The sequence below is a fragment of the Micromonospora sp. NPDC005413 genome, assembly GCF_040606435.1.
GTDB lineage: Bacteria > Actinomycetota > Actinomycetes > Mycobacteriales > Micromonosporaceae > Micromonospora.
Genome location: NZ_JBEXEV010000002.1, coordinates 334512 through 360424, shown reverse-complemented (window position 1 = coordinate 360424; position 25913 = coordinate 334512). Strand labels below are relative to the sequence as shown.

At 71.6% G+C, this 25913-nt stretch carries 23 protein-coding genes and 2 tRNA genes; 14 read left to right on the top strand and 11 right to left on the bottom strand.

Translation table 11 applies throughout. The annotated features are described in order from the left end of the window. Positions 1–126 precede the first annotated feature (126 nt). The 3 genes from ABZS37_RS04425 to ABZS37_RS04415 all read right to left on the bottom strand — a co-directional run bounded on the left by ABZS37_RS04425 (position 127) and on the right by ABZS37_RS04415 (position 2966). On the bottom strand, positions 127–1473 hold the full coding sequence (locus ABZS37_RS04425) for an AarF/ABC1/UbiB kinase family protein (protein WP_355165444.1): 1347 nt from the start codon (positions 1471–1473) through the stop codon (positions 127–129). After that, on the bottom strand, positions 1470–2582 hold the full coding sequence (locus ABZS37_RS04420; RefSeq protein ID WP_355165442.1) for a TOMM precursor leader peptide-binding protein: 1113 nt from the start codon (positions 2580–2582) through the stop codon (positions 1470–1472). Before ABZS37_RS04420 ends, ABZS37_RS04425 begins: the two co-directional genes overlap by 4 nt. 213 nt (positions 2583–2795) lie before the next feature. Beyond that, positions 2796–2966: a DUF5679 domain-containing protein gene (locus ABZS37_RS04415; protein WP_167457767.1), complete on the bottom strand. Its 171-nt coding sequence runs from the start codon at positions 2964–2966 to the stop codon at positions 2796–2798. Between the two features lie 513 nt (positions 2967–3479). Between ABZS37_RS04415 and ABZS37_RS04410 the strand changes: the two genes are divergently transcribed. Beyond that, positions 3480–4010 carry a M48 family metallopeptidase gene (locus ABZS37_RS04410; RefSeq protein ID WP_355165440.1) on the top strand — a complete coding sequence of 177 codons (531 nt, stop codon included), beginning with the start codon at positions 3480–3482 and terminating at the stop codon, positions 4008–4010. 684 nt (positions 4011–4694) lie between these two features. Beyond that, complete coding sequence (locus ABZS37_RS04405; RefSeq protein ID WP_355165438.1) at positions 4695–5303, top strand: hypothetical protein; 609 nt, start codon at positions 4695–4697, stop codon at positions 5301–5303. 120 nt (positions 5304–5423) lie between these two features. On the opposite strand, the gene ABZS37_RS04400 is transcribed toward ABZS37_RS04405, so the two are convergent. Further along, a complete protein-coding gene (locus ABZS37_RS04400) occupies positions 5424–6644 on the bottom strand; it encodes a zinc-dependent metalloprotease (RefSeq protein WP_355165897.1) in 1221 nt (406 codons plus the stop codon). A gap of 184 nt (positions 6645–6828) precedes the next feature. Here ABZS37_RS04400 and ABZS37_RS04395 point away from each other — a divergent pair, with 184 nt between their 5' ends. The 7 genes from ABZS37_RS04395 (at position 6829) to ABZS37_RS04365 (ending at position 13653) form a co-directional block, all read left to right on the top strand. Continuing rightward, the gene (locus tag ABZS37_RS04395) at positions 6829–7842 is read left to right on the top strand and encodes a PDZ domain-containing protein (RefSeq protein ID WP_355165436.1); all 1014 of its coding nucleotides are present in this window, start codon (positions 6829–6831) and stop codon (positions 7840–7842) included. Positions 7843–7938: 96 nt separating this feature from the next. After that, positions 7939–10926, top strand: a complete 2988-nt coding sequence (locus ABZS37_RS04390; RefSeq protein ID WP_355165434.1) for a UPF0182 family protein — start codon at positions 7939–7941, stop codon at positions 10924–10926. A gap of 181 nt (positions 10927–11107) precedes the next feature. Continuing rightward, a complete protein-coding gene (locus ABZS37_RS04385) occupies positions 11108–11617 on the top strand; it encodes a SigE family RNA polymerase sigma factor (RefSeq protein ID WP_355165432.1) in 510 nt (169 codons plus the stop codon). Next, the gene (locus ABZS37_RS04380; RefSeq protein ID WP_355165430.1) at positions 11607–12551 is read left to right on the top strand and encodes a hypothetical protein; all 945 of its coding nucleotides are present in this window, start codon (positions 11607–11609) and stop codon (positions 12549–12551) included. Before ABZS37_RS04385 ends, ABZS37_RS04380 begins: the two co-directional genes overlap by 11 nt. An 84-nt stretch (positions 12552–12635) precedes the next feature. Next, a tRNA-Met gene (locus ABZS37_RS04375) sits at positions 12636–12709 on the top strand. Between the two features lie 300 nt (positions 12710–13009). Continuing rightward, positions 13010–13083, top strand: a tRNA-Met gene (locus tag ABZS37_RS04370). 321 nt (positions 13084–13404) lie between these two features. Beyond that, positions 13405–13653 carry a hypothetical protein gene (locus tag ABZS37_RS04365; protein ID WP_354995367.1) on the top strand — a complete coding sequence of 83 codons (249 nt, stop codon included), beginning with the start codon at positions 13405–13407 and terminating at the stop codon, positions 13651–13653. A gap of 62 nt (positions 13654–13715) precedes the next feature. On the opposite strand, the gene ABZS37_RS04360 is transcribed toward ABZS37_RS04365, so the two are convergent. After that, on the bottom strand, positions 13716–15047 hold the full coding sequence (locus ABZS37_RS04360; protein WP_355165428.1) for an extracellular solute-binding protein: 1332 nt from the start codon (positions 15045–15047) through the stop codon (positions 13716–13718). Between the two features lie 136 nt (positions 15048–15183). On the opposite strand from ABZS37_RS04360, the gene ABZS37_RS04355 reads away from it, so the two are divergent. Next, positions 15184–16017 carry a phosphoribosylaminoimidazolesuccinocarboxamide synthase gene (locus tag ABZS37_RS04355; RefSeq protein WP_355165425.1) on the top strand — a complete coding sequence of 278 codons (834 nt, stop codon included), beginning with the start codon at positions 15184–15186 and terminating at the stop codon, positions 16015–16017. Positions 16018–16032: 15 nt separating this feature from the next. Here the strand turns inward: ABZS37_RS04355 and glpK are convergent, their stop codons facing one another. Further along, positions 16033–17517: a glycerol kinase GlpK gene (glpK, locus tag ABZS37_RS04350; protein WP_355165423.1), complete on the bottom strand. Its 1485-nt coding sequence runs from the start codon at positions 17515–17517 to the stop codon at positions 16033–16035. Between the two features lie 77 nt (positions 17518–17594). Between glpK and ABZS37_RS04345 the strand changes: the two genes are divergently transcribed. Then, positions 17595–18533, top strand: coding sequence for a ribose-phosphate pyrophosphokinase (locus tag ABZS37_RS04345; RefSeq protein WP_355165421.1), 939 nt, complete (start codon positions 17595–17597; stop codon positions 18531–18533). Between the two features lie 172 nt (positions 18534–18705). Here ABZS37_RS04345 and ABZS37_RS04340 read toward each other — a convergent pair whose 3' ends face one another. Continuing rightward, positions 18706–19161, bottom strand: coding sequence for an ATP-binding protein (locus ABZS37_RS04340; RefSeq protein WP_355165419.1), 456 nt, complete (start codon positions 19159–19161; stop codon positions 18706–18708). Positions 19162–19281: 120 nt separating this feature from the next. On the opposite strand from ABZS37_RS04340, the gene ABZS37_RS04335 reads away from it, so the two are divergent. Then, entirely contained in the window at positions 19282–20421 is a 1140-nt protein-coding gene (locus tag ABZS37_RS04335) for a DUF5931 domain-containing protein (RefSeq protein ID WP_355165417.1), read from the top strand. Between the two features lie 14 nt (positions 20422–20435). Next, entirely contained in the window at positions 20436–21089 is a 654-nt protein-coding gene (locus ABZS37_RS04330; protein ID WP_355165895.1) for a response regulator transcription factor, read from the top strand. 6 nt (positions 21090–21095) lie between these two features. Here ABZS37_RS04330 and ABZS37_RS04325 read toward each other — a convergent pair whose 3' ends face one another. From ABZS37_RS04325 to ABZS37_RS04315, 3 genes are all read right to left on the bottom strand, one after another. Next, positions 21096–21668, bottom strand: a complete 573-nt coding sequence (locus ABZS37_RS04325; protein WP_112583682.1) for a DUF5709 domain-containing protein — start codon at positions 21666–21668, stop codon at positions 21096–21098. Between the two features lie 90 nt (positions 21669–21758). Next, a complete protein-coding gene (locus ABZS37_RS04320; RefSeq protein WP_355165415.1) occupies positions 21759–22499 on the bottom strand; it encodes an ATP-binding protein in 741 nt (246 codons plus the stop codon). 59 nt (positions 22500–22558) lie between these two features. Continuing rightward, the gene (locus ABZS37_RS04315) at positions 22559–23590 is read right to left on the bottom strand and encodes an SDR family oxidoreductase (RefSeq protein WP_355165413.1); all 1032 of its coding nucleotides are present in this window, start codon (positions 23588–23590) and stop codon (positions 22559–22561) included. A gap of 204 nt (positions 23591–23794) precedes the next feature. Here ABZS37_RS04315 and ABZS37_RS04310 point away from each other — a divergent pair, with 204 nt between their 5' ends. Beyond that, the gene (locus ABZS37_RS04310) at positions 23795–24994 is read left to right on the top strand and encodes a glycosyltransferase (protein WP_355165411.1); all 1200 of its coding nucleotides are present in this window, start codon (positions 23795–23797) and stop codon (positions 24992–24994) included. Between the two features lie 25 nt (positions 24995–25019). Here ABZS37_RS04310 and ABZS37_RS04305 read toward each other — a convergent pair whose 3' ends face one another. Beyond that, positions 25020–25874, bottom strand: coding sequence for a hypothetical protein (locus tag ABZS37_RS04305; RefSeq protein ID WP_355165893.1), 855 nt, complete (start codon positions 25872–25874; stop codon positions 25020–25022). Positions 25875–25913: the final 39 nt, after the last annotated feature.

Sequence of the window (25913 nt, the reverse complement as noted above, 5' to 3'; positions counted from 1 at the left end):
CAACCCGATCCGCCCGTACCGTCGCCATGAACAGCCGCAATCAGGCGGCCCGCGACCTGGGCATTCTCTAGTACCACCCCACACAGAAGGGCGGGTGCCGGTCGGCACCCGCCCTTCGTGACGTCCTCAGGCGATCGGGGCGAAGCCGGGCAGCCAGCGTTCCAGGATGCTGCGGTACGGGGCCTTCGCCTCCAACTGGCAGAGCACCCCGATCGACCCGAGCGTCACCCGGTGGATCAGCAGGTACGACGGCGGCAGGTTGAGCTGCCTGCTCAGCTGGTACGTGGGGGACCGAGGGCTGGCCAGTCGGCCCGCCTCGGCCCGCAGCCAGGCCCGGGTGAACCGGAACCCGTCGGCCGCGATGGGCTCCAGCATCGGACGGATGAAGTCGAGCACCCCCTCGGCGTCGATCTCCTCGGCGGAGCCGATGAAGCCCTCTGACCGCAGCCCCGCCACCACCTCGTCGGCGTCGCCCCGCAGGGCCATCGCGGCGATGCGACCGATCGGTTCCGGCGTGCCCTCCGGCATCCGGGCCACCGCGCCGAAGTCGATCACCCCGAGGCGGCCGTCGGGCAGCAGCCGGAAGTTTCCCGGGTGCGGGTCGGCGTGCAGCAGCCCAGCCCGCTGCGGCGCGGAGAGGTGCAGGGTGGCCATCAACCGGCCGGCCTCGTCCCGTTCCTCCTCGGTGCCCTCGCGGATGATGTCGGCCAGTGGGGTGCCCGTCACCCATTCGGTGACCAGCACCCGGGGCGCCGCGTTGACCACCTTCGGGATGTAGATCTCCGGGTCGTCGGCGTACGCGGCGGCGAAGGTGCGCTGCGACTCGGCCTCCAGCTCGTAGTCCAGCTCCTCGGTGATCCGTTCACGCAGCTCGACCAGGAGCGGCTTGACGTCCAGGCCGGGCTGAATGGCCCGGAACATCCCGCCCAGGCGGGAGAGCTGCTTGAGGTCGGTGAGCAGCGCTTCGCCCGCGCCCGGATACTGGATCTTGACAGCCACGTCGCGGCTGTTCGGTGCGCCCGATTCGTCGACTCCCGGCTCCCGCCACCGCGCCCGGTGCACCTGACCGATGCTGGCGGCGGCAGCCGGGGTGTCGTTGAACTCGACGAACCGATCCCGCCAGTCAGGGCCGAGCTGCTCGGCCAGCACCTTGTGCACGCTGGCGACCGGTAGTGGTGGTGCCGCCTCCTGGAGCTTCGTGAGCGCCTGGCGGTAGGGCGCGGCGATCTCCTCCGGCAGCGCCGCCTCGAAGACCGACAGCGCCTGGCCGAACTTCATCGCCCCGCCCTTGAGCTGGCCCAGCACGCTGAACAGTTGCTCGGCGGTGCGCTGCTGGATCTCCGCGGAGATCACGTCGGAGGCGAGCCCGGTGACGCGCTTTCCCATGCCGAGAACGGTCCGGCCGGCGAAGCCGAGCGGCAGGGCGGCGAGCTTGGCGGTGCGGGACACGGCGCGGCGCGGGATGTCGGTCACTCGGTCATTGTTACCGACCGGAGGGCCCCGCTGCTGCTCTGCGGCCGGGCTGGTGCGGACACTCGGCCCCGCGAGCACCCACACGCCGGGTGTGGTGGCCAGCCCCGACGACGGAAACGGCCGGCACCGGTGATCTCCATGGCCCCACCCAGCGTCTCCGGCTGGCCGCCGTCGAGCTGCGTCAGCGCCTCGGCCAGCGCATACGCGACGGCTGCGAGCAACGTGCCGGTCGCGCCGACGGCCACCGTTTCGGCGGCGGCGAGTTGGGCGGCGAGCCGCGGCCAGTCCGGGTCGCGGTCGGCCCGGTGCAGCTCGACGCAGTGCAGGCACGGTCCGGCGGGTGGGCGGACCAACGGCCCGACGACCGGTATGCCCTCGCGCAGGGTGACCAGCAGGTGCGGCTGTCGGCGCTGGGCGAGACCGGCGGCGAGCAGCGCGGGCGGCCGGTCCGTGCCGAGCTGGACCACCAGGTCCACCCGGACGGCCCGGCCCGGGTGGGTGCCGGTGCCCGGCGCGACGCGGCCGACCGCGGCCCGCACCGCCGGCGCCAGCGGGTGGCCCAGCTCGGTGGCGGGGATGCCCGAGCCGACCAGGTCGACGGGGCGTACCGATCCGGTGAGCTGTGGGATCACCTGCCCGACGCCGGACTGGGCCAACGCCACCGTCAGCGGCCCGCCGAGCGCCCCGGCGCCCGTGAGCAGGACTCGGGCGGCCCGCCGCCGACGCAGGACCTGTGCGGGGGTGCCCGGCAGTCGAGCGGCGGCCAGGGCCAGCGCGCCGGCCTCCGCTGCGAGCCGGGCACGGACCGGGCCGGTCAGGTCGCGGGGGAGCAGGCTGTGCGCGGGCACCAGCAGGCCGGCCGCACGCAGGGCGTCGAGCAACGTACGCGCATCGTCGGCGGTGACCCGGGCGGTGGCCGCCTGGATCAGTAGGGCGCGCTCGCTGCGGGTGCCGTCGAGCAGGTCGAGCAGGTGGGCGGTGCGGGGGTTGGCCAGCTCCAGCAGCACGGCGGGCCCGGGGCCAACGCCGAGCTGGAGGGTGTGCCGGTCCCGCCAGAGCCGGTGGAGGCCGGGCAGCAGCGTGGGGCGGGGCTGTACGGTGCGACTCATGGTCACGAATCGTGACCGAATCCTTGCTTTCGGTCGATCGTTATCCACAGGTGGCCAGGCCTCTGTCCAGCGCTGTCCACAGGATTCGGCGGGTTATCCACAGCCCGCCGGTAGGGGTGTCGGGCACCCGACAGGCCGTCGATGGCGCCGACCTCCCGAAACGGCAACGGGGCGGGATGGCCACCGGCCACCCCGCCCCGCCATCCGTCTGGGTCAGACCTTGGCCTTACCCAGGATGCGGTTCACTGTTGTTCCGCATACCGGACACTTGCCCTTGGCCATGTTCATTCCGGTCTTCGAGACCTCGACGTGCCCCTCGAAGTCCCGCTTCTCCTTGCACTTCACGCAGTAACCGTTGTAGGTCGTCTGGGCCTGGTCGGCCACGGTGCCCTCCTCGTCTCGTCCGCCGGTCAATGCCGTCCCGGCGGGGTGCCCGGCGGCGGGCCACACGGGGCGCCGGCGCTGGGTCTCACTCCGCGGCCACCTTCGTGACCGCTGGTTCGCGGACCCTACCCAGGTCTGGGCAGTTCCATGTCAGCTGTGCATCGACACTGTGAGCAAGTCGACGTCGAGAGTGTGCATGGCGAAATAGGTCGGATAAGTCAGTTTGGCGGGGACACGCCGACCAAACCCTCACAGCCACCCGTGCGAGTGCCCCCACGGCAGCATTCGGAACGGTGATCACCTACGGTGGAGAGGTGCCGCGGACCGGCGCCATCGGTGTTCACGAAGGGTGACGAGATGGCGCGACGGCGCTGACTCCAAGAAATTTTCGGGACGCTGGGCGACCAATCGCCATCTTCTGGGCGCGTGTCGTGCGGTTGACTCTTGCGGACCCCTGGTCAGTACGCATTAGCTTTCCTTCGTGACACGTAGCCGAGGCTGCGCGGGCCAGTGATGGCGGGGACGCGTAAGCCGGTCGTCGAGGTACGGCGCAGCCAGCGCCGACGACGCACGGTGTCTGCGTACCGTGACGGTGAGCGAGTCGTCGTCCTCATCCCGGACCAGTTCTCCCGTGCCGAGGAGAGCGAGTGGGTCGACCGGATGCTCGCCCGGCTCGCCGCCCGGGAGGGGCGCCTGGCCCGCTCCGACGCCGAGCTGCTGGCCCGAGCCACCCGGCTGATCGACCTCTACCTCGCCGGGCACGCCGCGAAGGCGGTGCCGGCCAGCGTCCGATGGGTCACCAACCAGAACGGCCGTTGGGGCTCCTGCACGCCTGCCGACCGCAGCATCCGGATCTCCCACCGCGTTCAGGACATGCCCGAGTGGGTGATCGACTACGTGCTGCTGCACGAGCTGGCCCACCTCATCGTGCCCAGTCACAATGCCCGGTTCTGGGCGTTGGTCGGCCGCTACCCCAAGGCGGAACGCGCCCGCGGTTACCTCGAAGGTGTTGCCGCCGCCTCCTGCGCCCCCGTTCCCACCTGACCTCGCCCGCAGACCCTTGGAGCCCGATAGTCCGCGCCGAGACCCGCTTTGCCGCGCGCCCCGCCCTCGGCCCGTTCGGACTCCCCGTCCGGTTCGGTCCGTGCGGTTCGGTCCGTGCGGTTCGGTCCGTGCGGTTCGGTCCGTCCGGTTCGGTTTGCGCCGGACCCTCCTTGATCAACTCCGTTTCCCCGATGTTGGGGTATCCGCGACGTGGGATACCGCGATATCGCCGAAACGGAGTCGATCACGCCTCGGCCGTTGGAGGAGCAGGCCAAGACTGGCCAGATGAGGCCAGGCGAACCTGGTCAAGCCGGGCAAAATGGGTCAGGCCAGGTGGGCTCGAGGAGAGTGGCGAGTCGCGCCGGACCGTGACGGGTCGGCGGGTGCGAGTAACGCGGCGGGGGAGCCGGTCCGACCACGACGGACGTCTGGTGGATCAGGTGCCGGTGCCGCCCGGTCTGTGTGGGAGACGGGTCGGGACTCGCTCTGGCGGGGCGGGGTCACGGTCGTCCGGCCGGATCGGGACGCGGGTTGCCGGGGTCAAGCCGGGCCGGGCGGGGTGCTGAGCCGGGCCGGGCGGGGTGCTGAGCCGGGGTCGGTGGGGTTCAGAGCCGGGCCGGGCGGGGTGCTGAGCCGGGCCGGGCGGGGTGCAGAGCGAGGCCGGGCGGGCGCTAGGGTCGGGACATGGCACGACGGGTGGTGGTGGCGTTGCTCGGGCCGGTCCGCTGGTCGCCGCCCGGCGTCGACCGGGCGGAGTGGCGAGCGGCGCTCGCAGAAGACGTCATCGACCTGCTCGCCACGCTCAACGAGGTGGAGGTCGCGGTCGCGGTGACCCCGGCCGATCGTGGTCTGGCCGAGGCTCTGGTGTGGCCCGGCACGGCCGTGTACGAGGTGGCCCGGCCGACGCCGAACGCCGTGTTCGCTGCGCTGGAGGGGTACGACCAGGCGGCGGTGCTCGCCGGCGACGTGCCCGACCTGCCCGCACTGACCGTCGGCAAGCTGCTGCGCCCGCTCACCACCCGACCGGTCGCGGTGGCTCCGGTCGAGGGTGGCGGGCCGGGCCTGCTCGGGGTGGCTGTGCGGCTGCCCGTGCCAGGCTGGCTGGCCCCGCTGGACCTGGACACGGCGACGCCGGTTGACGCGCGTGCCGGTGCCCCTCGACCGGGGGACGTAGCGGTCACCGCCGGTTGGCGACGGCTGCGCGGCCCGGCCGACCTGGCCACGCTGGACCCGGCATTCGAGGGCTGGGAAGCAACGCGCGCCCTTCTCTCAGGCTCGGGCCGACCCGCCTGACCAGCCAACCGCCAGCCCAGCTGACCAGCCCGCAATTGCGTGACCAGCCAGCCCTCCTGACGAGGGCAGCAGCACGCCGGGTGCCCGTTGTCGATCAGTGCGGGCACCCGGGCTCTGACGTCAGGACTTGGCGTCGTCCTCGCCGTTGGTCTCGTCGGGCTGGCCCGGGGCCTTCTCCTCCGCCCCGCCGGGAGCGGTGAAGTCGAAGGTGTCCAGCTCGCTGAGGTCCATGTCGTTCATTGCGAAGGCGACCGGGTCGGCGAAGTCGTCGTCCGACGGGAGCAGGTCCGGGTGGCCCCAGACGGCGTCGCGGCCTTCGATCCCCCGGTGCTCGGTGAGCGCCGCCCAGAGCGCCGCGGCCTCACGCAGTCGGCGCGGGCGCAGCTCCAGGCCGACCAGCGCGGCGAAGGTCTGCTCGGCGGGACCGCCGGCGGCCCGGCGACGGCGGAACGCCTCGCCCAGCCGGACGACGTTGGGCAGCCGGTCGCTGGCGGCGCTGTCCACGACGTGGCACACCCAGCCCTCGACCAGGGCGAGTGCGGTCTCCAGTCGGGCCAGTGAGGCCTTCTGCGCCGGGCTGTCCTCCGGGGTGAAGATGCCCTCCAGGGCGATCGCCTGCATCGACTCCGGGTCGGTCGGGTCGACCCGGCCCATCGCCTCCTCGATCGCCTCCCGGTTGACCCGGATGCCCGAGGCGTAGATCTCGACCGCGCTGAGCACATGCCCGCGCAGCCACGGAACGTGCTGGAACAGCCGCTGATGGGCTGCCTCGCGCAGCGCCACGTAGAGGCGGACCTCGTCCTCCGGCAGCTCCAGGCCTTCGCCGTACGCCCGGATGTTGGCCGGGATCAGCGCGGCCGTGCCGGCCGGACCGAGCGGCAGCCCGATGTCGCCGGCGGAGAGCACCTCTGCGGCGAGCGAGCCGAGGGCCTGGCCCAGTTGGCCGCCGAAGAGCGCGCCACCGAGGGTGGCCACCATCGACTGCATCGGGCCGAGCTGGGCGCGCGCCTCTGGCGGCACCAGGTCGCCCATCGCGCCGACCATCCGGCTGGCGACGGGGTCGCAGAGCTTGCCCCACACGTCCAGCGTCTTGAAGATCCACTCATTGCGGTTCCAGGCAACCGGGGACTGGATGCCGGATGGCCACGCCGAGGCAGGCTCCAACCACAGGTCGGCCAGGCGCAGCGCCTCCTCGACCGCGTTGCGCTCGTACGGTGACACCGCCGGGTCGCCGACGGCCGCGAGCTGGCTGGCCGCTACCTGCCGGGCCAGGTCCCAGTTGACCGGCCCGCTGCCCGGCGCGGAGAGCAGGTGCTGCAACTGCGACATGAACTGCTGCATCTGCGCGGGATCATTGGGGTCTGGTGGTTGCCCACCCGGGAGCGCGAAACCGAACGGAATATCAGGCACGACGTCTACGGTACGCGGGCCGCGCCCCAGGTAGCCGCCGCTGGGGTTGCGCTGAGGGCGAAGTCGCGCGGCGCATCCGGCCGGAGGCCCCCGGCCGGTCGGTACGCTCTGCGGCATGAGACGTCGTGGCCTGACGGTCCTGCTCGGTGCCCTGTTCACCGCCCTGCTGAGCATCGGGGTGCTCCGGGTGCCGATCCCGTACGTGGTGCTCGGTCCGGGCCCGACGGTCAACACCCTCGGTACGGCCGACGGTAAGGAGGTCATCCAGGTCTCCGGGCGGGAGACCTCGACCTCTGCCGGCCAACTGCGGTTGACCACGGTGGGGGTGCAGCCCACGGTGCGGCTGCGGGGGGCGATCGCGGGCTGGTTCTCCGACGACGAGGCCGTCGTACCGCGCGAGTTGGTCTACCCGCCGGGGGAGTCGACGGAGCAGGTCGAGCAGCGCAACGCCGAGGACTTCAAGGCGTCGCAGACCAGCGCGGAGACTGCCGCGCTGCGGGAGTTGGGCTTTCCGGTGCAGGTGGTGATCAAGACGGTGGCCGCGGACGGCCCGGCCGCCGAGGCGCTGAAGGCCGGTGACGTGATCACCTCGGTCGACGGTCAGCCGGTGCCGGTGGCCGCGAAGGTCACCGAGTTGGTCCGGGCCAAGCCGGTCGGCACGGAGTTGACCATCGGCTACACCCGTGACGGCGCGCCAGCGACCGCGACGGTCAAAAGCAGGGAGCAGGACGGCCGGCCGCGGATCGGCGTCGAGATCGACCAGCAGCAGCCGCACCCGTTCACGCTTGGCATCGACCTGGGGGACATCGGCGGGCCGAGCGCCGGTCTGATGTTCGCCCTGGGGATCGTGGACAAGTTGACTCCGGCCGATCTCACCGGAGGCAAGGTCATCGCTGGCACGGGCACCATCGACGACGAGGGCACCGTCGGCCCGATCGGCGGGATCGCGCAGAAGTTGGTCGGCGCGAAGCGCGCGGGCGCCAAGGTCTTCCTGGTGCCGGCGGACAACTGCGCCGAGGCGGTCCGCAATCCGCAGCCCGATCTGCCGCTGTTGCGGGTCGGTTCGTTGGACGAGGCGATGACCGCTCTGGAGGCGTTGCGCACGGGAGGCCAGCCGACCCGCTGCTGACCCGTGTGACCGTGCCCCGACACGTTCAGGAACACCCCGTACTCTGGGTGCCTGGTCGGAGCCGATCATATCGAGCGTGCGGAGCCAACAGTGGTCATGCGTAGCAGCAGCCCCCTTCCGAGGATGAGCCGGCGCGGACGCGTCACCATCGCCGTGCTGGTCGGGGTGTTCGTGCTCTTCACCCTGCTCGGGTGGGGCGTCCAGGCGTGGACGGACTGGCTCTGGTTCGACGAGGTCCGCTACACCGAGGTCTTCACCGGTGTGCTGCTCACCCGACTGCTGCTCTTCCTCGCCGTCGGTGTCGGCATGGCGGTGATCGTCGGCGGCAACCTGTGGCTGGCCCATCGGCTGCGCCCGCGTCTGCGTCCGCACTCGGTGGAGCAGGCGACCCTGGAGCGCTACCGGATGGTGCTCAGCCCGCGCCTCGGCACCTGGATCGCGCTGACCGCCGCCGTGATCGGGCTCTTCGCCGGTCTCTCCGCGCAGAGCCGGTGGAATCAGTGGCTGCTCTTCCGCAACGGCGGCGACTTCGGGATCAAGGACCCGGAGTTCGGGGTGGACATCGGCTTCTACGTCTTCCAGCTGCCGTTCTGGCGGTACCTGCTCGGGGTCGCCTTCACCGCCGTGGTGCTGGCCGTGATCGGCGCGCTGGCGGTGCACTACCTCTTCGGCGGCGTTCGCCTCCAGGGCGTCGGGGACCGGATGAGCAACGCGGCCCGCGCCCACCTGAGCAGCCTGATCGCCGTCTTCGTGCTGCTCAAGGCAGTCGCGTACGTGCTGGACCGCCGGGCGATGCTGCTGGAGTACAACGAGGGCGCCAAGTTGTACGGCGCCGGCTACGCCGACGTCAACGCGCTGCTGCCGGCGAAGGAGATCCTGGCCTACATCTCGATCGTGGTGGCGATCGCGATCATCGTGTTCTCCAACGCCTGGATGCGGAACCTGGTCTGGCCGGGCATCTCGCTGGCCCTGCTCGGCGTTTCCGCGGTGGCCATCGGCGGCATCTACCCCTGGGCGGTGCAGACCTTCGAGGTCAAGCCGAGCGCCAAGGACAAGGAGGCGCCGTACATCCAGCGCAGCATCGACGCGACCCGGGCGGCGTTCGGGCTGGCGGCCACCGAGACCACCCCGTACGCGGCGAGCAACCTCAACCCGCCGGCGAACCTGGCCACCGACACCTCCGTGGTGTCGAACGTGCGGCTGCTCGACCCGCAGTTGGTCAGCGAGACGTACACCCAGCTCCAACAGGTGCGCGGCTTCTACGACTTCGGCCCGAAGCTGGACATCGACCGGTACGGGGTGAACGGGAATGTCTCCGACTACGTGGTCGGCGTCCGGGAGATCAACTACGGCGAGCTGACCGACCAGCAGAACACCTGGATCAACCGGCACACCGTCTACACCCACGGCTTCGGTCTGGTCGCGGCCCCGGCCAACCAGGTGGTCTGCGGCGGGCAGCCGTTCTTCGTCTCCGGTTTCCTCGGCGAGAAGGCCCAGGAGGCGTGCTCCTCGCAGACCGAGCAGATCCCGGCCAAGCAGCCGCGCATCTACTACGGCGAGCGCATGGCGGCCGACGACTACGCGATCGTCGGTCAGGCCGACCCGACCAGGAAGGCCGAGTTCGACCGGCCGGTCGGTGAGGGTGGCGGCGAGTCCTACACCTACACCGGTGAGGGCGGCGTGGAGATCGGCTCCTTCGCCCGGCGGCTGCTGTACGCCATCAAGGAGCAGGAGTCGAACTTCCTGCTCTCCGAGGCGGTCAACAAGGACTCCAAGCTGCTCTACGTGCGTAACCCGCGGGACCGCGTGGAGAAGGTCGCGCCGTTCCTCACCCTGGACGGCGACCCGTACCCGGCGGTGGTCGATGGTCGGGTGCAGTGGATCGTCGACGGCTACACCACGGCGGCCACCTACCCGTACGCCGAGCGGGTCAACCTGCAGACCGAGACCACCGACGAGCTGACCAACCGGGGCACCTTCCAGCTGGCCCGGGAGAACGTCAACTACATGCGTAACTCGGTGAAGGCCACCGTCGACGCGTACGACGGCACTGTGAAGCTCTACGAGTACGACGACACCGACCCGGTGCTCAAGGCGTGGAACAAGGCGTTCGGCGGTGACCTGGTGCTGCCGAAGGCGGACATCCCGGTCGAGCTGAGCGAGCATCTGCGCTACCCGGCGGACATGTTCAAGGTGCAGCGCAACCTGCTCACCAAGTTCCACGTGACCAACCCGGGCGACTTCTACTCCGCACAGGACTTCTGGCAGGTGCCCAACGTGCCGGACGCTCCGGACAGCGGCCAGAAGCAGCCTCCGTACTACCTGTTCACCCAGTTCCCGGGGCAGGAGAGCCCTCGGTTCCAGCTCACCTCGGCGGTCACCCCGAACGGCCGGCAGAACCTCGCCGCGCTGATCTCCGGGTCGTACGTCGATGGGCAGCCCCGGCTGGAGGTGCTGGAGTTGCCGGATCAGACCCGGATCTCCGGCCCCGTGCAGGTGCACCAGCAGATGACCAACAACGCCAACATCCGCCAGCAGTTGAACCTGCTCTCCAGCAATCAGGCGCAGGTGCAGTACGGCAACCTGCTCTCGCTGCCCTTCGCCGACGGCATGCTCTACGTCGAGCCGGTCTACGTGAAGAGCAACCAGCAGGACGCGTACCCGCTGCTGCAGAAGGTGTTGCTCTCCTACGGTGACGGTGGCTCCTTCGTGGCGCTCGCCGACAACATCAACGACGGCATCAAGCAGCTGGTCGAGCAGGGTAAGCGGGCTGGGCAGGGCACGTCGCCGCCCCCGACCACCGGGGGCAACCCGACGACCCCGGCGACCCCGACGCCGACGCCGAGCGCCGGCACCGGGAACCCGCCGCCGACCGGCGAACTGGCCACCGCCGCGGACCGGGTGCAGACCGCGATCACCGAGGTCCGGGCCGCGCAGGCGTCTGGCGACTTCGAGCGGTACGGTCGGGCGCTCAAGGCGCTGGATGAGGCGCTCACCGCGTTCCAGCAGGCGCAGCAGGCCAACCCGGGCGGTACGCCCAGCGGTGGCCCGTCACCGAGCGGCAGCCCCAGCGCTGGCGGCTGATCCGCCACCGCCGAAAGTTCAGCCCGGAGCCCTCGTCGTCGGACCGCACCTGGTCCGGACGCCGAGGGCTCCGCTGTCTGCCGGACCTGTCGCCTCTCCGACAGGTCCGGCTGGCCCCGCAACCTGCCACACAGGTCTGCCGTCCTCATTGCAACGGGGTGGGGACGGAGGGGGAGCAGTCGTGAGGGACGCGCAGAGCTTCGATGACTTTTACCGCAGCACGGCGCGGCGGATGGCGAGGTACGGCTATGCGGTCGCCGGCGACCACAGTGAGGCGCAGGACCTGGTGCAGGAGGCGTACACCCGGGCCTGGCGGCAATGGGGGCGGCTGTCGGCGCACCCGGCGCCGGAGGCGTGGCTGAGGCTGGTGGTGTCCCGGCTGGCGACCGATCGCTGGCGGCGGCTGCGTTCGTTGCGCGGTGCGCTGCGGTTGGCCGGACCTCCACCTGCGGCCCCTCCGCCCAACGAGGACAGCGTGCTGCTGATCCAGGCCCTGCGCCAGGTGCCGGCGAACCACCGGCAGGCGTTGGCTCTGCACTACCTGTTCGACATGCCGGTTGAGGAGATCGCCCGTGAAGTCGGCGTGCCCGTTGGCACGGTGAAGTCCTGGCTTTCCCGGGGCCGGGCCCGACTCGCCGCGTTGCTGCCCGATCTCGCCATCGTGGAACTGGAGGCCAACGATGTCGCGTGAACTTTTCGAGATGTATCGGTCCCTTGCGGCCGACGCCGACGCCCGCGACCTGGGCGCCCCCGACGTCCTGCGGCACCGGGCGGACCGGAGGGCCCGGCTCCATGTGGCCGGGGGCGCTCTCGCCGTGGCGCTGGTGGTGGGAGGCGCGGTGATCGGTGCCCAGGTGGTCGCCATGCCGCCGCCGCCGACGACGACCGTACCCTCGCCGGCCGGCACGCCGACGCTCCCGTCGCCGCCCGACCCGAGTGCGACTGGCGGCTCCCCGTCGCCGTCCGTCCCGCCGACCACGCCCGGCCGACCCTCGGGTACGACCCCCGCCTCCCCGCGTGGCACCAGCGCGTCGCCACCACAGGCTCCGGTCAGCATCCCGGATCGGGCGTTCTTCACTCTCGCGCCCGCCAACCAGACCGGCATCACGCCAAAATTCCGGGACCTGGACGTCCTGCCGGGCCTGTGCGGCGCCGGCTACCCGAGTGAGGCGGCGGTCGTGCAGCGTCGAACCCGGCTCCTCGTCTACAACCTGCCAAGGAACGCTGGCAAGGGGTACGTCCCGGACGGCAGCTACACGCACGCCATCACGATCTACCGGGCTGGGCGCGCCGACGACGTGCTGGAGGAGTTGCGGCGGGCGGTGCGCGGGTGCCCCGTGCAGGAACTGCCGGGCGGCGTCACGAGAGTGCTGAGCAGGCAGCGGCTGCTCACCGACGGCGGGTATGGGGACGAGTCGGTGCTGTTCGAGATGCGGAGCCCAGGTCACGACATCAACGGCGACCCGACCGGCGTGGAGGATTTCCGGCTGATCCGGGCGATCCGGGTCGGCGATGTGGTGACCGTCCTCTGGGAGACAGGCTGGGAGAACACGTCCAGCGATCGGACACAGGTCGACGCGGACAGTCGCCGCGCGGTCGCCGCCATCAAGGCCTGGCTCGGCTGACCTCAGGAGGCCGGGCCGTGATCCGGCGGATTCGACGGTCGTTTTGCGGGAGCCGGGGGTGGTGCGCTACGGTTATCGAGCCGACGCGGGGTGGAGCAGCTCGGTAGCTCGCTGGGCTCATAACCCAGAGGTCGCAGGTTCAAATCCTGTCCCCGCTACAACAGAAACACCAGCTTAGAGCCCGTCTCCTGCAGGAGACGGGCTCTTGCGTGTTCGGTGGTAGGGATGCCTCGACCAGGCCGGCTGCCCGCCAGCTCGTTGCGGGCAAGTCCGACATGCGTGGGGCCGGAGTGGCTTGGCTTGACTTCGAGCGTGCTCTGAGGGGAAGGCTGGTCGGCATGGATCGTGTGCTCGGCCGGTGAAACGGGTGGCGGCCCGTTCCTGGGTACGGGCGTTCGCAGCGGTCGGCGACCCCGCTGATCATCGCCGGACGGGATGGGTTAGTCTTAACCAGTCGACGCGGGGTGGAGCAGCTCGGTAGCTCGCTGGGCTCATAACCCAGAGGTCGCAGGTTCAAATCCTGTCCCCGCTACAACTGGAAGTGGTAACAAGTCCGGCCCCCACACTGTGGGGGCCGGACTTGTGTGATGCCGCTGCCACACGGGGTCGGCACCTCGCTGGCACCGGCACCTCGAAGAGTTGCTTGTCGAGTCGACCGGTCGCGAGGTAGCGCGCGGGGTACACATAGGTGGCCCCGCCCTCGGTGGCGATGCGCACGGAACCCGTGGCGCCCGGCGCGCGCTTGACGTCCACTGAGGGCGTTCCCCCATTGATGTGCGCCTGGAAGATCTCGATCCCCTGATTCGGCGTGGACCGACGTGCCCAGGTTGCGCCCTTCGGCGAGGATGGGCACATGTCTTCATTCGGTAAGTGGTGGGGCCGCCTCAGCGCGGTCTTTGGTGCGGTCGTACTGGCGGTCTTCGTGCCCGTCGCGGCGTGGGCGTCCACGGGTACCGGCGAGCTCGTGGTGGAGGCCGCCCGGCGGCGATCCCGTGGTGGCTTCGGGGTCTTCGGCCTGCTCTGCTGCCTGGTGGTGGTCGCGGTAATCGTGTACCTGGTGCTGCGCCTGACTCGCAGCCGCCGGGGTGGCCCGCCCCGCTGACCAGGCAACCCCGCCTCGGAGGGCCGGCCGACGGCGGCATGCCGTGGGCGGGCCCCCGGTGGTCACTCCGCCAGGGCGGCGTTGGCCTGGGCGAGGAAACGCGAGGTGGCTGCTCGGGTGCCGGCTCGCTTGACGCGGATGCTCTCCGCGGCGGCGACCAGCAGGGTGCGCACCTTGGCGTGCCCCTTCGGCGGGGGCGCCGGAGCCGGCCCGAGCTGGTCGACCAAGGCGGCACCGAACGCGGCGGCGCGTCGCTGGGCCGGGTCGGTGATGCTGCCCTCGGTGTAACGGCGGACGGCGAGACTGGCGTTCAGGCCACGTTCGTGGCCGAGGACGGTGCCGGCCTCGCCGTTCGTGGTCAGAAAATTGATCACGTCGATGACGGTCTCGGGGTGGCGGGTGCCACGGAACGCCGCCCAGTACATCGACGCCCGCGCCCACTGCGCGCCGGACGGCCCCGGAAAGCCCACCACGCCCAACTCGGCCTTGGTGAGACGCTGCAGCTCCGGTAGCTGGTGTGACCAGGCGAAGGACGCGGCGGTCAACCCGGTGACCACCAGTTGCCGGGCCGGCTCCCCGCTGTCGGCCTGCTCGACCAGCGCCGCACCTGGTGTGGCCCGCCCGCTGCGGGCCCGCTGCCACAGCTCGAACCACGCGACCAGCTCGTCCGCGCCAAAACCGAGCTGGTTGCCCCGATAGAACTCGCCGCCCTGCGACCGTAGCCACAGCCAGAGCGCCCGGTAGTCACTGGACGCGTCCATGGTGCCGGCCACCTGGCCGTCGCTGGCCTCGGTGACCTGTTCCGCCCAGGAGATGTACTCGGCCCAGGTCATTCCGCCGCGCGGCTCCGGCACCCGCAGCTCCTGCAGCAGGTCCCGGTTGAAGACCACGCACGCGTGGGTCTGCCCGCCGGCCACCGCCATCGTCCGCCCCTCCACCGTGCCGTAGCGGATCAGGCCCTCGGGCAGGCCCCGCAGATCCAGGCGGTGGTCGGCGACATGATCGGTGAGATCGAGGACGATCTGACGTCGGGTGTACTCGGTCAGCATGGCGTCGTCGATCTGGATCAGGTCCGCCACGTTCCCACCGGCCGCCTGGGTGGCCAGCCGGTCGTAGTAGCCGTCGGCACCCTGCCAGGTGACCCGGAAGGTGACCCGGGGGTTGCGCTCCGAGTAGAGCCGCAGCACCTTTTCGGTGAGCTCGGCCCGCTTGGTGCCGCCCCACCAGAAGACCGACAGCTCCACCGGCCCGTCCTGGGTCGAGGTGGCGGCGCCGTCGCTGCATCCGGCCAACCCACCGGACGCGAGCAGGGGAGCACCGAGCAGCGCGGTGAGCAGTCGGCGCCGGCCCGGGTCGGCGCCGAGGCGGTCGATCGGGGGTCGAACAACGGACACGGGGGTCTCCTGGACCTGCGAGGGCGGCGGTCGGACCATTCACGCAGTCAGCGCACGAAGGTGTCAACGTCCGTCTGGTCACCCGGCGTGGGTGGTCGAATCAGGCCTTCCGATACCGCGTGGTGTACTAGGGCGCGTGGAACTTCTGCATTCGGGCAAGGTTCGGGACGTCTACGCCGATGGCGATGACCTGATCCTGGTCGCCTCGGACCGCATCTCGATCTATGACGTGGCGCTGCCGACGCCGATCCCGGACAAGGGTCGCCTGCTCACCGCGCTCTCGCTCTGGTGGTTCGAGCAGCTCGCCGACCTGGTGCCGAACCACGTCATCTCGGCCACCGAGGTGCCCGTTGAGTTCGCCGGACGGGCGATCCGCTGCCAGCGGCTGGACATGGTCCCGGTGGAGTGCGTCGCTCGCGGCTACCTCACCGGCGGCGGCCTGCGGGAGTACGAGCAGACCGGCGCGGTTTCCGGCGTAGCACTGCCCCGGGGGCTCGGTGAGGCGTCGATCCTGCCCGAGCCGATCTTCACGCCGTCGAGCAAGGCGCCGATGGGCGAGCACGACGAGCCGATCACGTTCGACGACGTGGTGGACAAGGTGGGTCAGGCCACCGCCGAGCGACTGCGGCAGATCACCATCGACATCTACCGGCGCGGTGCCGAGTTGGCCGCCGACCGGGGCATCCTGGTCGCCGACACCAAGATCGAGCTGGGCTGGGCACCGGACGGCACCCTGGTCCTCGCCGACGAGCTGCTCACCTCCGACTCGTCGCGGTTCTGGCCGGCCGAGTCGTACCAGCCGGGCCGTGTGCAGTTCTCCTACGACAAGCAGTACGTGCGGGACTGGGCCACCGGCAGCGGTTGGGACAAGCAGGGTCCGGCCCCGGACATGCCGGCCGAGGTGGTCGAGGCGACCCGGGCCCGCTACATCGACGTCTACGAGAAGCTCACCGGCAACCGCTGGGACTGACCACCGGGCTGGCGATCACTCCACCCAGTCGAGGGTGCGTTGCACGGCCTTGCGCCACTGGCCCAGCTCCCGATCGCGCAGCCCCGGATCCATGGCCGGCTCCCACTGCGCGTCGGAGCGCCACTGCGCCCGCAGGGTGGCCAGGTCCGGCCAGAAGCCGACCGCCAGACCGGCCGCGTACGCCGCGCCCAGGCAGGTGGTCTCGGTGATCCGGGAGCGGACCACCGGCACGTCGAGCACGTCGGCGAGAAACTGCATGAGCAGCCCGTTGGCGGTCATCCCGCCGTCCACCCGCAGCCGGCGCAGCGCCACGTCGGAGTCGGCGTTCATCGCGTCGACCACCTCGCGGGTCTGCCACGCCGACGCCTCCAGCACCGCCCGCGCCAGGTGCCCCTTGGTGATGTATCCGGTCAGGCCGGCGATCACGCCGCGCGCGTCGCTGCGCCAGTGCGGGGCGAAGAGCCCGGAGAACGCCGGCACCACGTAACAGCCACCGTTGTCGTCCACGGTGCGGGCCAACTCCTCCACCTCGGCGGCGGTGGAGATCAGCCCGAGGTTGTCCCGCAGCCACTGCACCAGCGAGCCGGTGACCGCGATCGCGCCCTCCAGGGCGTACGCCGGCGGTTGGCCCTCGATCTGGTAGGCGACCGTGGTGAGCAGGCCGTGCGTCGACGGGACCGGGCTGGCTCCGGTGTTGAGCAGCAGGAAGCTGCCGGTGCCGTAGGTGCACTTCGCCTCGCCGGGCTGGAAGCAGGTCTGCCCGAACAGGGCGGCCTGCTGGTCGCCGAGCGCGCTGGCGACCGGCACCCCGGCGAGGATGCCGGTGGCGTGGCCGTACACCTCCGCGGAGCAGCGGATCGCCGGCAGCATCGCCGGCGGGACGCGCATCGCGTCCAGCAGATCCGGGGCCCAGTCGAGGGTCGTGAGGTCCATGAGCATGGTCCGGCTGGCGTTGGTCACGTCGGTGACATGCTCGCCGGTCAGCTTCCAGATCAGCCAGCTGTCCATGGTGCCGAAGAGCACCTCGCCGCGCTCGGCGCGCTCACGCAGGCCCTCGACCTCGTCCAGCAGCCAGCGCAGCTTCGGCCCCGCGAAGTAGGTGGCCAGCGGAAGGCCGGTGCGGGCCCGGAACCGCTCCTCGCCGTACGCCGAAGCCAGCTCGCGTAGCAGCGGCCCGGTCCGGGTGTCCTGCCAGACGATGGCGTTGGCCACCGGCCGGCCGGTGGCCCGGTCCCAGACGAGGGTGGTCTCCCGCTGGTTGGTGATGCCGACGGCGGCCAGCCCGGCCGCGTCGGTGTCGGCGGCCCGCAGCGCCTCGGAGACCACCTGCTGGACGTTGTCCCAGATCTCCTCGGCGTCGTGCTCCACCCAGCCGGGCCGGGGAAAGATCTGCCGGTGCTCGCGCTGGGCCACGGCGACGATCTCCCCGGCCTGGTCGAAGACGATGCACCGGGAGGAGGTGGTGCCCTGGTCGATGGCGGCGACGTACTGGGGGGTCACCGCAGCACCGTACCCAACGTGGCGACCCGGTGCGACCGCCGTCACGCCGGCCAGCACGTCGCCTACGATGTGCGAACGTGCGCGACATCGCCGTTTTCAGTGGAACTGCCCATCCCGACCTGGCTGCCGAGATCTGTGCCCACCTGGGGGTGCCGCTGCATCCGGTGCGGGTGTCCCGGTTCGCCAACGACTGCCTGGAAGTGCAGTTGCAGGCCAACTGCCGTGAGCGGGACGTCTTCCTGATCCAGCCGTTGGTGCCGCCGGTGCAGGAGCACCTGGTCGAGCTGCTACTGATGATCGACGCCGCCCGGGGTGCGTCCGCCGGCCGGATCACGGTGGTGCTGCCGCACTACGCGTACGCCCGGTCGGACAAGAAGGACGCGCCGCGGATCTCGATCGGCGCCCGGCTCGTCGCCGATCTGCTCACGTCGGCCGGGGCGGACCGGGTGCTCGCGATGACCCTGCACTCGCCGCAGGTGCACGGCTTCTTCAGCGTCCCCGTGGATCATCTGCACGCGCTGCGCGAGCTGGCCACCCACTTCCGGCGTTACGACCTCAGCAACACCGTGGTGGTCTCGCCCGACCTGGGCAACGCCAAGGAGGCGGCGGCTTTCGCCCGGCTGCTCGGTACGCCGGTCGCGGCCGGGGCGAAGCAGCGGTTCAGCGACGACCTGGTCAAGATCAGCGCGGTGATCGGCGACGTGGCCGACAAGGACGTCATCGTGCTGGACGACGAGATCGCCAAGGGCAGCACGGTGGTCGAGCTGATGGAGCATCTGCGCGGTCTGAAGGTCCGCTCGATTCGGCTCGCCTGCACGCACGGCCTCTTCTCCGGCGACGCGTTGCAGCGGCTCAGCGACCAGAACGGCGTCCTGGAGATCGTCTGCACCAACACGGTGCCCATCCCGGCCGCCAAGCGGGTTCCGAAATTGCAGGTCCTGTCGGTGGCCCCTGCCCTGGCCGAAGCCGTGCGCCGGATTCACAACGGAGAATCCGTCTCCGCGCTGTTCGCCTAACCCCGCCCCGCCCCGCCCCGCCCTCGCCCCGCCCCCGCTCTCCGCGATCTTGCAGTTTCGGTCGCCGAAATGCGCTGTTTTGGTTGTTCTGCCGGGGCAGCAAGTGCAAGATCCCCGGGGCCGGGGCCGGGGCCGGGGCCGGGGCCGGGGCCGGGGTGCGGGGGCGTGGAGGTCAGCGCGGGGTGTGGTTGCGGCTGACGGGGCCGGTGGTGATGCGGACGGTGGTGCCGGCGGTGCCGGTGACGACCTCCATGGCGTCGGTCAGCTCGCGGGCCAGCCAGAGGCCCCAGCCGCCGGCGGTGTCCGCGGCCGGCCGGCTGCGGTCGCCCAGTCGTTGTGGGCTGATCCCTTGACCGTGGTCGGCGACCTCGCAGACCAGCAGGCCGGACTCGTGCCAGAGCCGCAACCATCCGCGCCCGCCGCCGTGCCGCACCGCGTTTGTGATCAACTCGTTGATCGCGAGCACGAAGTCGTCCAGCCGTTGGCCGGCCAGCCCGAAGGCATGCGCACAGGAGGTGACCGAGTGTCGAATCTCGGTCACCTGGGCCTGGTCGAAGGCTTTGGCGATCAGGAGGGCAGGTTCGATGGGCACAACCGTACGCGGTGCGTGCGGATCTGCGTTCGTCATGGGCCCGTCCCGGCGGCGGATCACGGAGAATTTCGCGGCTTTTCCACCGTACGTCAGGGTTTCCTGAACCGCACTCGCTGCCCGTCACGCGGCTGGCCCGGCTGTGGCATCCTGACCGCCATGTCGTCGCCGCCGGGTGGTTTCGAGGTGCCGCTGTGGCGTGCGCTCGCGGTCTTCCGGCTGGCGTCCCTGGCGTACGTCTGCGTGCTCGCGGTGCGCGACGCCGACCGGTACGCCCACCCGTACGCGGTCGGTGCCCTGATCCTGGTGATGATCGCCTGGACCGGGGCGACCGCGATCGGGTACGCCCGGCCGGCCTGGCGGCGCTGGCCGCTGCTGCTGGCCGACCTCGGAGTGGTGCTGGTCGTCGTGTCGGCCACCCCGTGGGTGGTCGGTCGGGCGCCGCTCGCCAGCGGCGTACCCACCATGGGGGTGGCCTGGATGGCCGGCCCGGTGCTGGCCTGGGCCGTCTCCGGCGGCCGTCGGCGTGGCACGGTCGCCGCGTTGCTGGTCGCCGGCGCGGACCTGGCCACCCGGGAGCGGGTCGGCCAGTCCTCGTTCACCGGCGTGATCCTGATGCTGCTCGCCGGACTGGTGGTCGGGCACGTGGCCCGGCTCGCGGCGACCGCCGAGGAACGGCTGCAACGCGCGGTGGAGTTGGAGGCCGCCACCCGGGAGCGGGAGCGGCTGGCCCGGGGCATTCACGACTCGGTGCTCCAGGTGCTGGCGTTGGTGCAGCGGCGCGGCGCGGACCTGCCCGGCGAGGCCGGCGAACTGGCCCGGCTGGCCGGCGAGCAGGAGGCCGCGTTGCGGGCACTGATCGCCGGCGCCGGCCCGGCCGCTGCCGTGATCCCGGATGGCCCCGACGCCGCCGCGGTGGACCTGCGGACCCTGCTCGGCCGGTACGCCTCGCCGGCGGTGTCGCTCTCCGCCCCGGCCACCGCGGTGCCGCTGCCTCGACGGGTGGCCGGGGAGTTGGCCGCCGCGACCGGCGCGGCCCTGGACAACGTGGGGCGGCACGCCGGCGGACGGGCCTGGGTGCTGATCGAGGACGAGGGGGCGACGGTGACCGTGTCGATCCGCGACGAGGGACCGGGCATCCCGGACGGCCGGCTGGCCGAGGCGGCCGCCCAGGGCCGGTTCGGCGTCACCCAGTCGATCCGGGGCCGGGTGGTCGACCTGGGCGGGACGGTTCGGATCGTGTCGGCCCCCGATGCGGGCACCGAGATCGAGCTGACCGTGCCGAGGGCGGGGCGGTGAACCCGACACGGGTGATGGTGGTCGACGACCACCCGATGTGGCGGGAGGGCGTGGCCCGCGACCTGACCGAGGCCGGATTCCTGGTGGTGGCGACCAGTGGCGAGGGGCGACAGGCCATCCGGGTGGCCGCCGCCGCCCGGCCCGACGTGGTCGTCCTCGACCTGCAACTACCGGACATCTCCGGCGTCGAGGTGATTCTGGGGCTGCGCGCGACACTGCCCGACGTGCGGGTGCTGATGCTCAGCGCCAGCGGCGAACAGCAGAGCGTGCTGGACGCCGTCAAGGCGGGGGCCACCGGTTACCTGGTGAAGTCGACCGCGCCCGCCGAGTTTCTCGACGCCGTCCGCCGCACCTCGGCCGGCGAAGCGGTCTTCACCCCCGGCCTGGCCGGGCTCGTCCTCGGCGAGTACCGCCGGCTGGCCGCCGGGCCGGGGCAGGACACCGACCCGGCCGGCGGCGCGGAGCCCGCAACGCCCCGGCTCACCGAACGGGAGACGGAGGTGCTGCGGCTGGTGGCCAAGGGGCTGTCGTACAAGCAGATCGCGCAGCGGCTCGGGCTGTCGCACCGCACGGTGCAGAACCACGTGCAGAACACCCTGGGCAAGCTGCAACTGCACAACCGGGTCGAGCTGACCCGGTACGCCATCGAACGCGGCCTGGACGACTGACCCGGGTCAGACCGAGCGCGGCGGCTCCGTCTCGTGGATGGCCAACTCCTCGGCTGTCGCGCCACCCCCGGCCGATCCGGCGTCGTACGCCACCGAGTCGGTCTCCTGGTCGGTGTGCGACCCCTCGTCCGGTTCCACCAGCCGGCCCACCGTGGCGTCGGCCACCGTGCCGAGCTGACCGTGGTCGTAGAGGGAGACCGGCGAGTTCGGGTCCGAGGTGGGGCCCGGGTCCATCACGTCGGCGTCCAGCTGGGCCTCCGCCGCGGCTTCCAGATTGTCCGCCTCGAAGGCGATCTTCGGGTCGATCGTTCCGGCCAGCGGGTCGTCCGCCGGGCGTTCGTAGACCTCTCGGTCGAGTTTGTAGTCCAACGACTCGCCGTCGAGTTGCTCCTCGGCGGTCGTCCCGAACCGGTCCACCGCGACCGGCGTCCGGTCGCCGGGCAGCTGGGCCGGATCCGGGCCGTCCGCCTCGCGCCCGGTGAGCACGTCGTCGTTGGCGGTCGAGTCGTCATCGGCGGTGTCGGGCAGCCCTTGTGCCTCGGTGTCGGACACGGGGGTCGGGTACTCGTTGTCGCGCATGTCTGATCACTACCCGCTGCCCTCCCGCCGTAACCGGAGCACCGCCGCCCGTGCCGTGGCGAAACCGGCACCAGGGGCGAAAAGCCCGTCTCAGCCGAACATGGCGGCCTCGTCGTCCGGGTGCAGCACGCACCAGACGACCTTGCCGTCCGGTACGGCGCTGCTGCCCCAGCGACGGGCCACCGTGTCGATCAGCAGCAGGCCCCGACCGCCGGCCCGGGTCGGCGGGGACACCCCGGCGAACGTCGGCAGACGCGGGGAGTGGTCGCGGACCGCCAGGTGCAGGGTGCTGTCCTGGGGAGCCAGCCGCACCGTCATCGGGGTCCGGGCGTGCGCCACCACGTTGTTGACCATCTCGGTGATCGCGATGCACGCCGGGTCGGTGAGCGTTGGCATGCCCCAGCGCTGGCACCCGGTGGTGACCAGCTCACGGGCCTGCCGGGCGGCCCCCACCGTCGGGGCCAGATCGATGGTGAGCACCGCCGCCAGCGCCGCCGCCGCGACCGCGGCCAGCGCGCCGTCCAGGGTGGGCCAGGTCGGCACGCCGGCCAACGCGGCGTCCGCGTGGTCGGGCCTGCCGGCCGCCGGGTCACACAGCAGCAGATCCGCGGCGGGCCAGTCGGCGACCTCCCGGCGAACCTCGGCGAAGACGCCCCATCCAGCCGGGTCAGCGACCCGCAGCCCGCTCACGTCGGCCACCACCGGGCCGGGTCGGTCGCAGAGTCGGGCGAGCAGCGCGCCCCGTACCGCCTCGGCTCCGGCGCCATCGAGCACGCCGGTCAGCCGGACCACCGCCGACGACTCGTCGATCTCCACAAGACAGCTCGACATGATCGCCCCATTGTGCGCTCCGGTCACCGTTCGCGCATTCGGACGCTCGACGCCGGTCATCAGCGCTCCAACCGGGACCGGCGGTTCATAGCCGCCATCGTGCCGACCGCGGTGCCGGCGGCGGCGAGACCGAACGCGGCGGTCATCCGCACCAACTGGCGCCGTCGACCGTGCCAGCCGCCGTCCCGGTGCGCCTCCGCGTCGGCGTGGAACACGTTGCCGCTGCTGTCCACCCGAGCGCCCGGACCGAACTGGGTGCGGTGGGCGTACCAGCCGAGGGTGCGTTCCACCAGCGCGGGCGCCAGCCGCCACTGCAGGCCGAACAGCCGGGCGGCGCCGCCGGCGTACGCCTCGCGGCGGGGCCGGCGCAGCAACCGGACGATGGTCTCGGCGACCACCTCCGGCGGGTAGATCGGCGGCGGTGGCACCAGCTCACGGCCGCTGTAGTTGGCCGCGTGCCGGAAGAACGGGGTGTCGATGGTGGCCGGCAGCACGGTGCAGACCGAGATCTGACCGCGGCCGGTGACCCGCAGCTCCTGCCGGACCGTGTCGGCCAGCCCTCGGATGCCGTGCTTGGCGGCGTTGTACGCCGACTGGTACGGCATCGCCACCTCGGCCAGCACCGAGGCGTTGTTGATCAACACGCCACCGCCGGCCGCGCTCAGGTACGGCAATGCTGCCTTGATGCCGTGCACCGTCCCGAGCAGGTTGACCTCCAACACCCGGCGGAACTCGGCGACCGGGATCTCGTCGAACAGACCCACGGCGCTCACCGCGGCGTTGTTCACCCAGGCGTCGATCCGGTCGAACTCGGCCGCCGCCCGGTCGGCCAGCCGCTGCACCGACTCCAGATCGGTCACATCGGTCGGTACGACCAGCGCCCGGCCGCCCAACTCCCGGCAGCGCCGCGCGACCTGTCCCAGGGCTGGCTCGCTGCGGGCGGCCAGCACGACGGCGGTGCCCCGGCGGGCCAGCGCGTACGCGGTCGCCGTGCCGATCCCGCTGGAGGCGCCGGTGATCACCACGGTCGAATCGTCGAGGGTGCGGGTCAGCGGCATTCCTGAGCGGTACCCCAGCCCAAGCCTGGTCATACCAGCGAATGGTTGTCGATCATCACGGGAATCGTCGTGTGGTGTGGCCGCGCCCAAGTTTTGTGGTTGCCGTGGCGCAAGTGTCGGTGGCACCTGCGGGGACTGTTCCCGATCTGCCAGGTTTCGACTCCGGCTCCCGAGGTTAATGGGACGCTCTGACCGGGAGGACCACTGCCGAGGAATGAGATCGCAGGGAGGTGACCCATGCGCGTCGGCCTCGTCTGCGCGCACGCCAGTTCGTACCGCCACGCCGACGGCCCACCGGTCGGCACCCGACAGCACATCGCGCGGGTCGCCGCCGAGCTGGCCGATCGAGGTCACGACGTCCGGCTCTACGACCGCCGGGACGACCCCGGGCTGCCGGCGACGGTCGACCTCGACGGCTACCAGGTGCACCAGGTGCCCGCTGGCCCGCCCACCCCACTGTCCACCGCCGAGCTGATCCCGTACGTGACGGAGTTCGGCCGCTGGTTGGCCGACGAGTGGGCCGGTGCCTGGCGCCCCGAGGTGGTGCACGGGCACTACTGGGTCGGTGGCCTGGCCGCCGCGCACGCCGTTCGGGAGACCGACATCCCGGTGGTGCAGACGTTCCACTCGCTCGGCGTCGAGCAGCTGCGTCACCTGGGCGGCCGCTACGACGGGCCGGGGGAGCGGATCACGCTGGAACGCGCGCTGACCCGGGCGGTGGACATCGCCGTGGCCCAGTCGAACGACGAGGTCGACGAACTGACCCGGATGGGTCTGCAACGCAGCTCGGTCGCGCTGGTTCCGGCCGGCGTGGACATCGAGCAGTTCCACCCCGACGGCGAGGCGGCACCGCGCGAGCAGCGTGCCCGCATCCTCTCGGTGGGCTCGCTCGCGGCAGGGCACGGCCAGGAGGACCTGATCCGGGCGATGCGGCTGGTCGGTGACGCCGAGCTGGTGATCGCCGGTGGGCCGCCGGCCGACCAGCTCGCCAACCACGCGGAGGCGCGACGGCTGCGCGAGCTGGCCGAACAGGCCGGTGTCGTCGACCAGGTGCGGCTCGTCGGTGCGGTGCCGCACGACCAGATGGCCACCTGGTACCGGTCGGCGGACGTGGTCGCCTGCACGCCGCACTACTCCTCGGCCGGGCGGGTCTCGCTGGAGGCGATGGCCTGCGGAGTGCCAGTGATCGGCTACGCGATGGGCGGCCTGGCGGACGCCGTCGTCGACGAGGTCACCGGACGGCTGGTGCCCCCCGGTGACGTGCGGGCACTCGGAGTCTCGCTGCGCCGGATGCTCGCCGACAACGCCGGCCGGTTCGCGTACGGGCACGCTGCGGTGGACCGGGTCCGCAGCAGCTACACGTGGGAGCGCACCGCCGGCGCACTGGAGCGCCTCTACGAGCGGGTGGTGAGCCGCCGCAAGCCGGTCGAGGCCTGAGCGGGCTGTGGCGCGGCCCCGGTCGTCAGCCGGGCCGGGCCGCGCCGACCATGGCCCGATCGCGGCGGCGCGCCACCGAACGGTGCTGCTGCGGCTCGGCGTACCGGGTCAGCCCGATCACCGCGGCCAGGGTGACCAGGAAGCCGGCCGCGGCCAGCCACTCCCGCCCCGGCCAGATCTTGTCGTTGAGCAGCAGCAGGCCGACGATCGCGGCCGGCACCGCACCGGCGGCGTCCATCGCGGCGACCGCGGCGGTCGTCGAGCCGCGCTGCATGGCCAGGCCGAGCAGCAGCTGACCGACGATCGAATGGGCGATCAGCAGGTAGAACAGCGGGTCGGCGAGGAACGCCTGGGCGGACGACGCGGACGCCAGTGGTCGAGCGGCGACCGCCGCTGAGCTGAACGCCAACCCGGCCAGTGAGCCGAGGGCCACCGACCCAGGTGCCCCGTGCAGCCGGACGGTGAAGAAGCCGAGCACCGCGATGACGCCGAGCGCCACCAGCAGGGCGATCGAGCCAGCGGTGCCGAGCTGCCGCGACGGCGCCGGCCGGGCGGACAGCACCAGCGCGGTGATCCCGGCGAAGAGCAGAACCAGCAGCACCACCTCCGCCGCAGGTAGCCGCCACTTCAGCACCAGCACTCCGAGGATGGCGGTCACCCCGAGCCCGGCGGCCACGCTGGCCTGCACGAGGAACAGCGGCAGGTCCCGCCGGGCCAGGAACGCGAGCACGAAACCGCCGATCTGGCAGCCCAGGCCGACCAGGTACGTCCGGTGCCCGGCGAGGCGCAGCAGCAGACCCGGATCGAAGGTGTGGTGGACCGTGATGCGGGCCGCGGCCACCGACTGGAGAAGGTTGGCGAAGCCGTACGCGACGATCATCGCCGCGAGAAAGCACCAGCCGGAGGAGACCACCTGGCG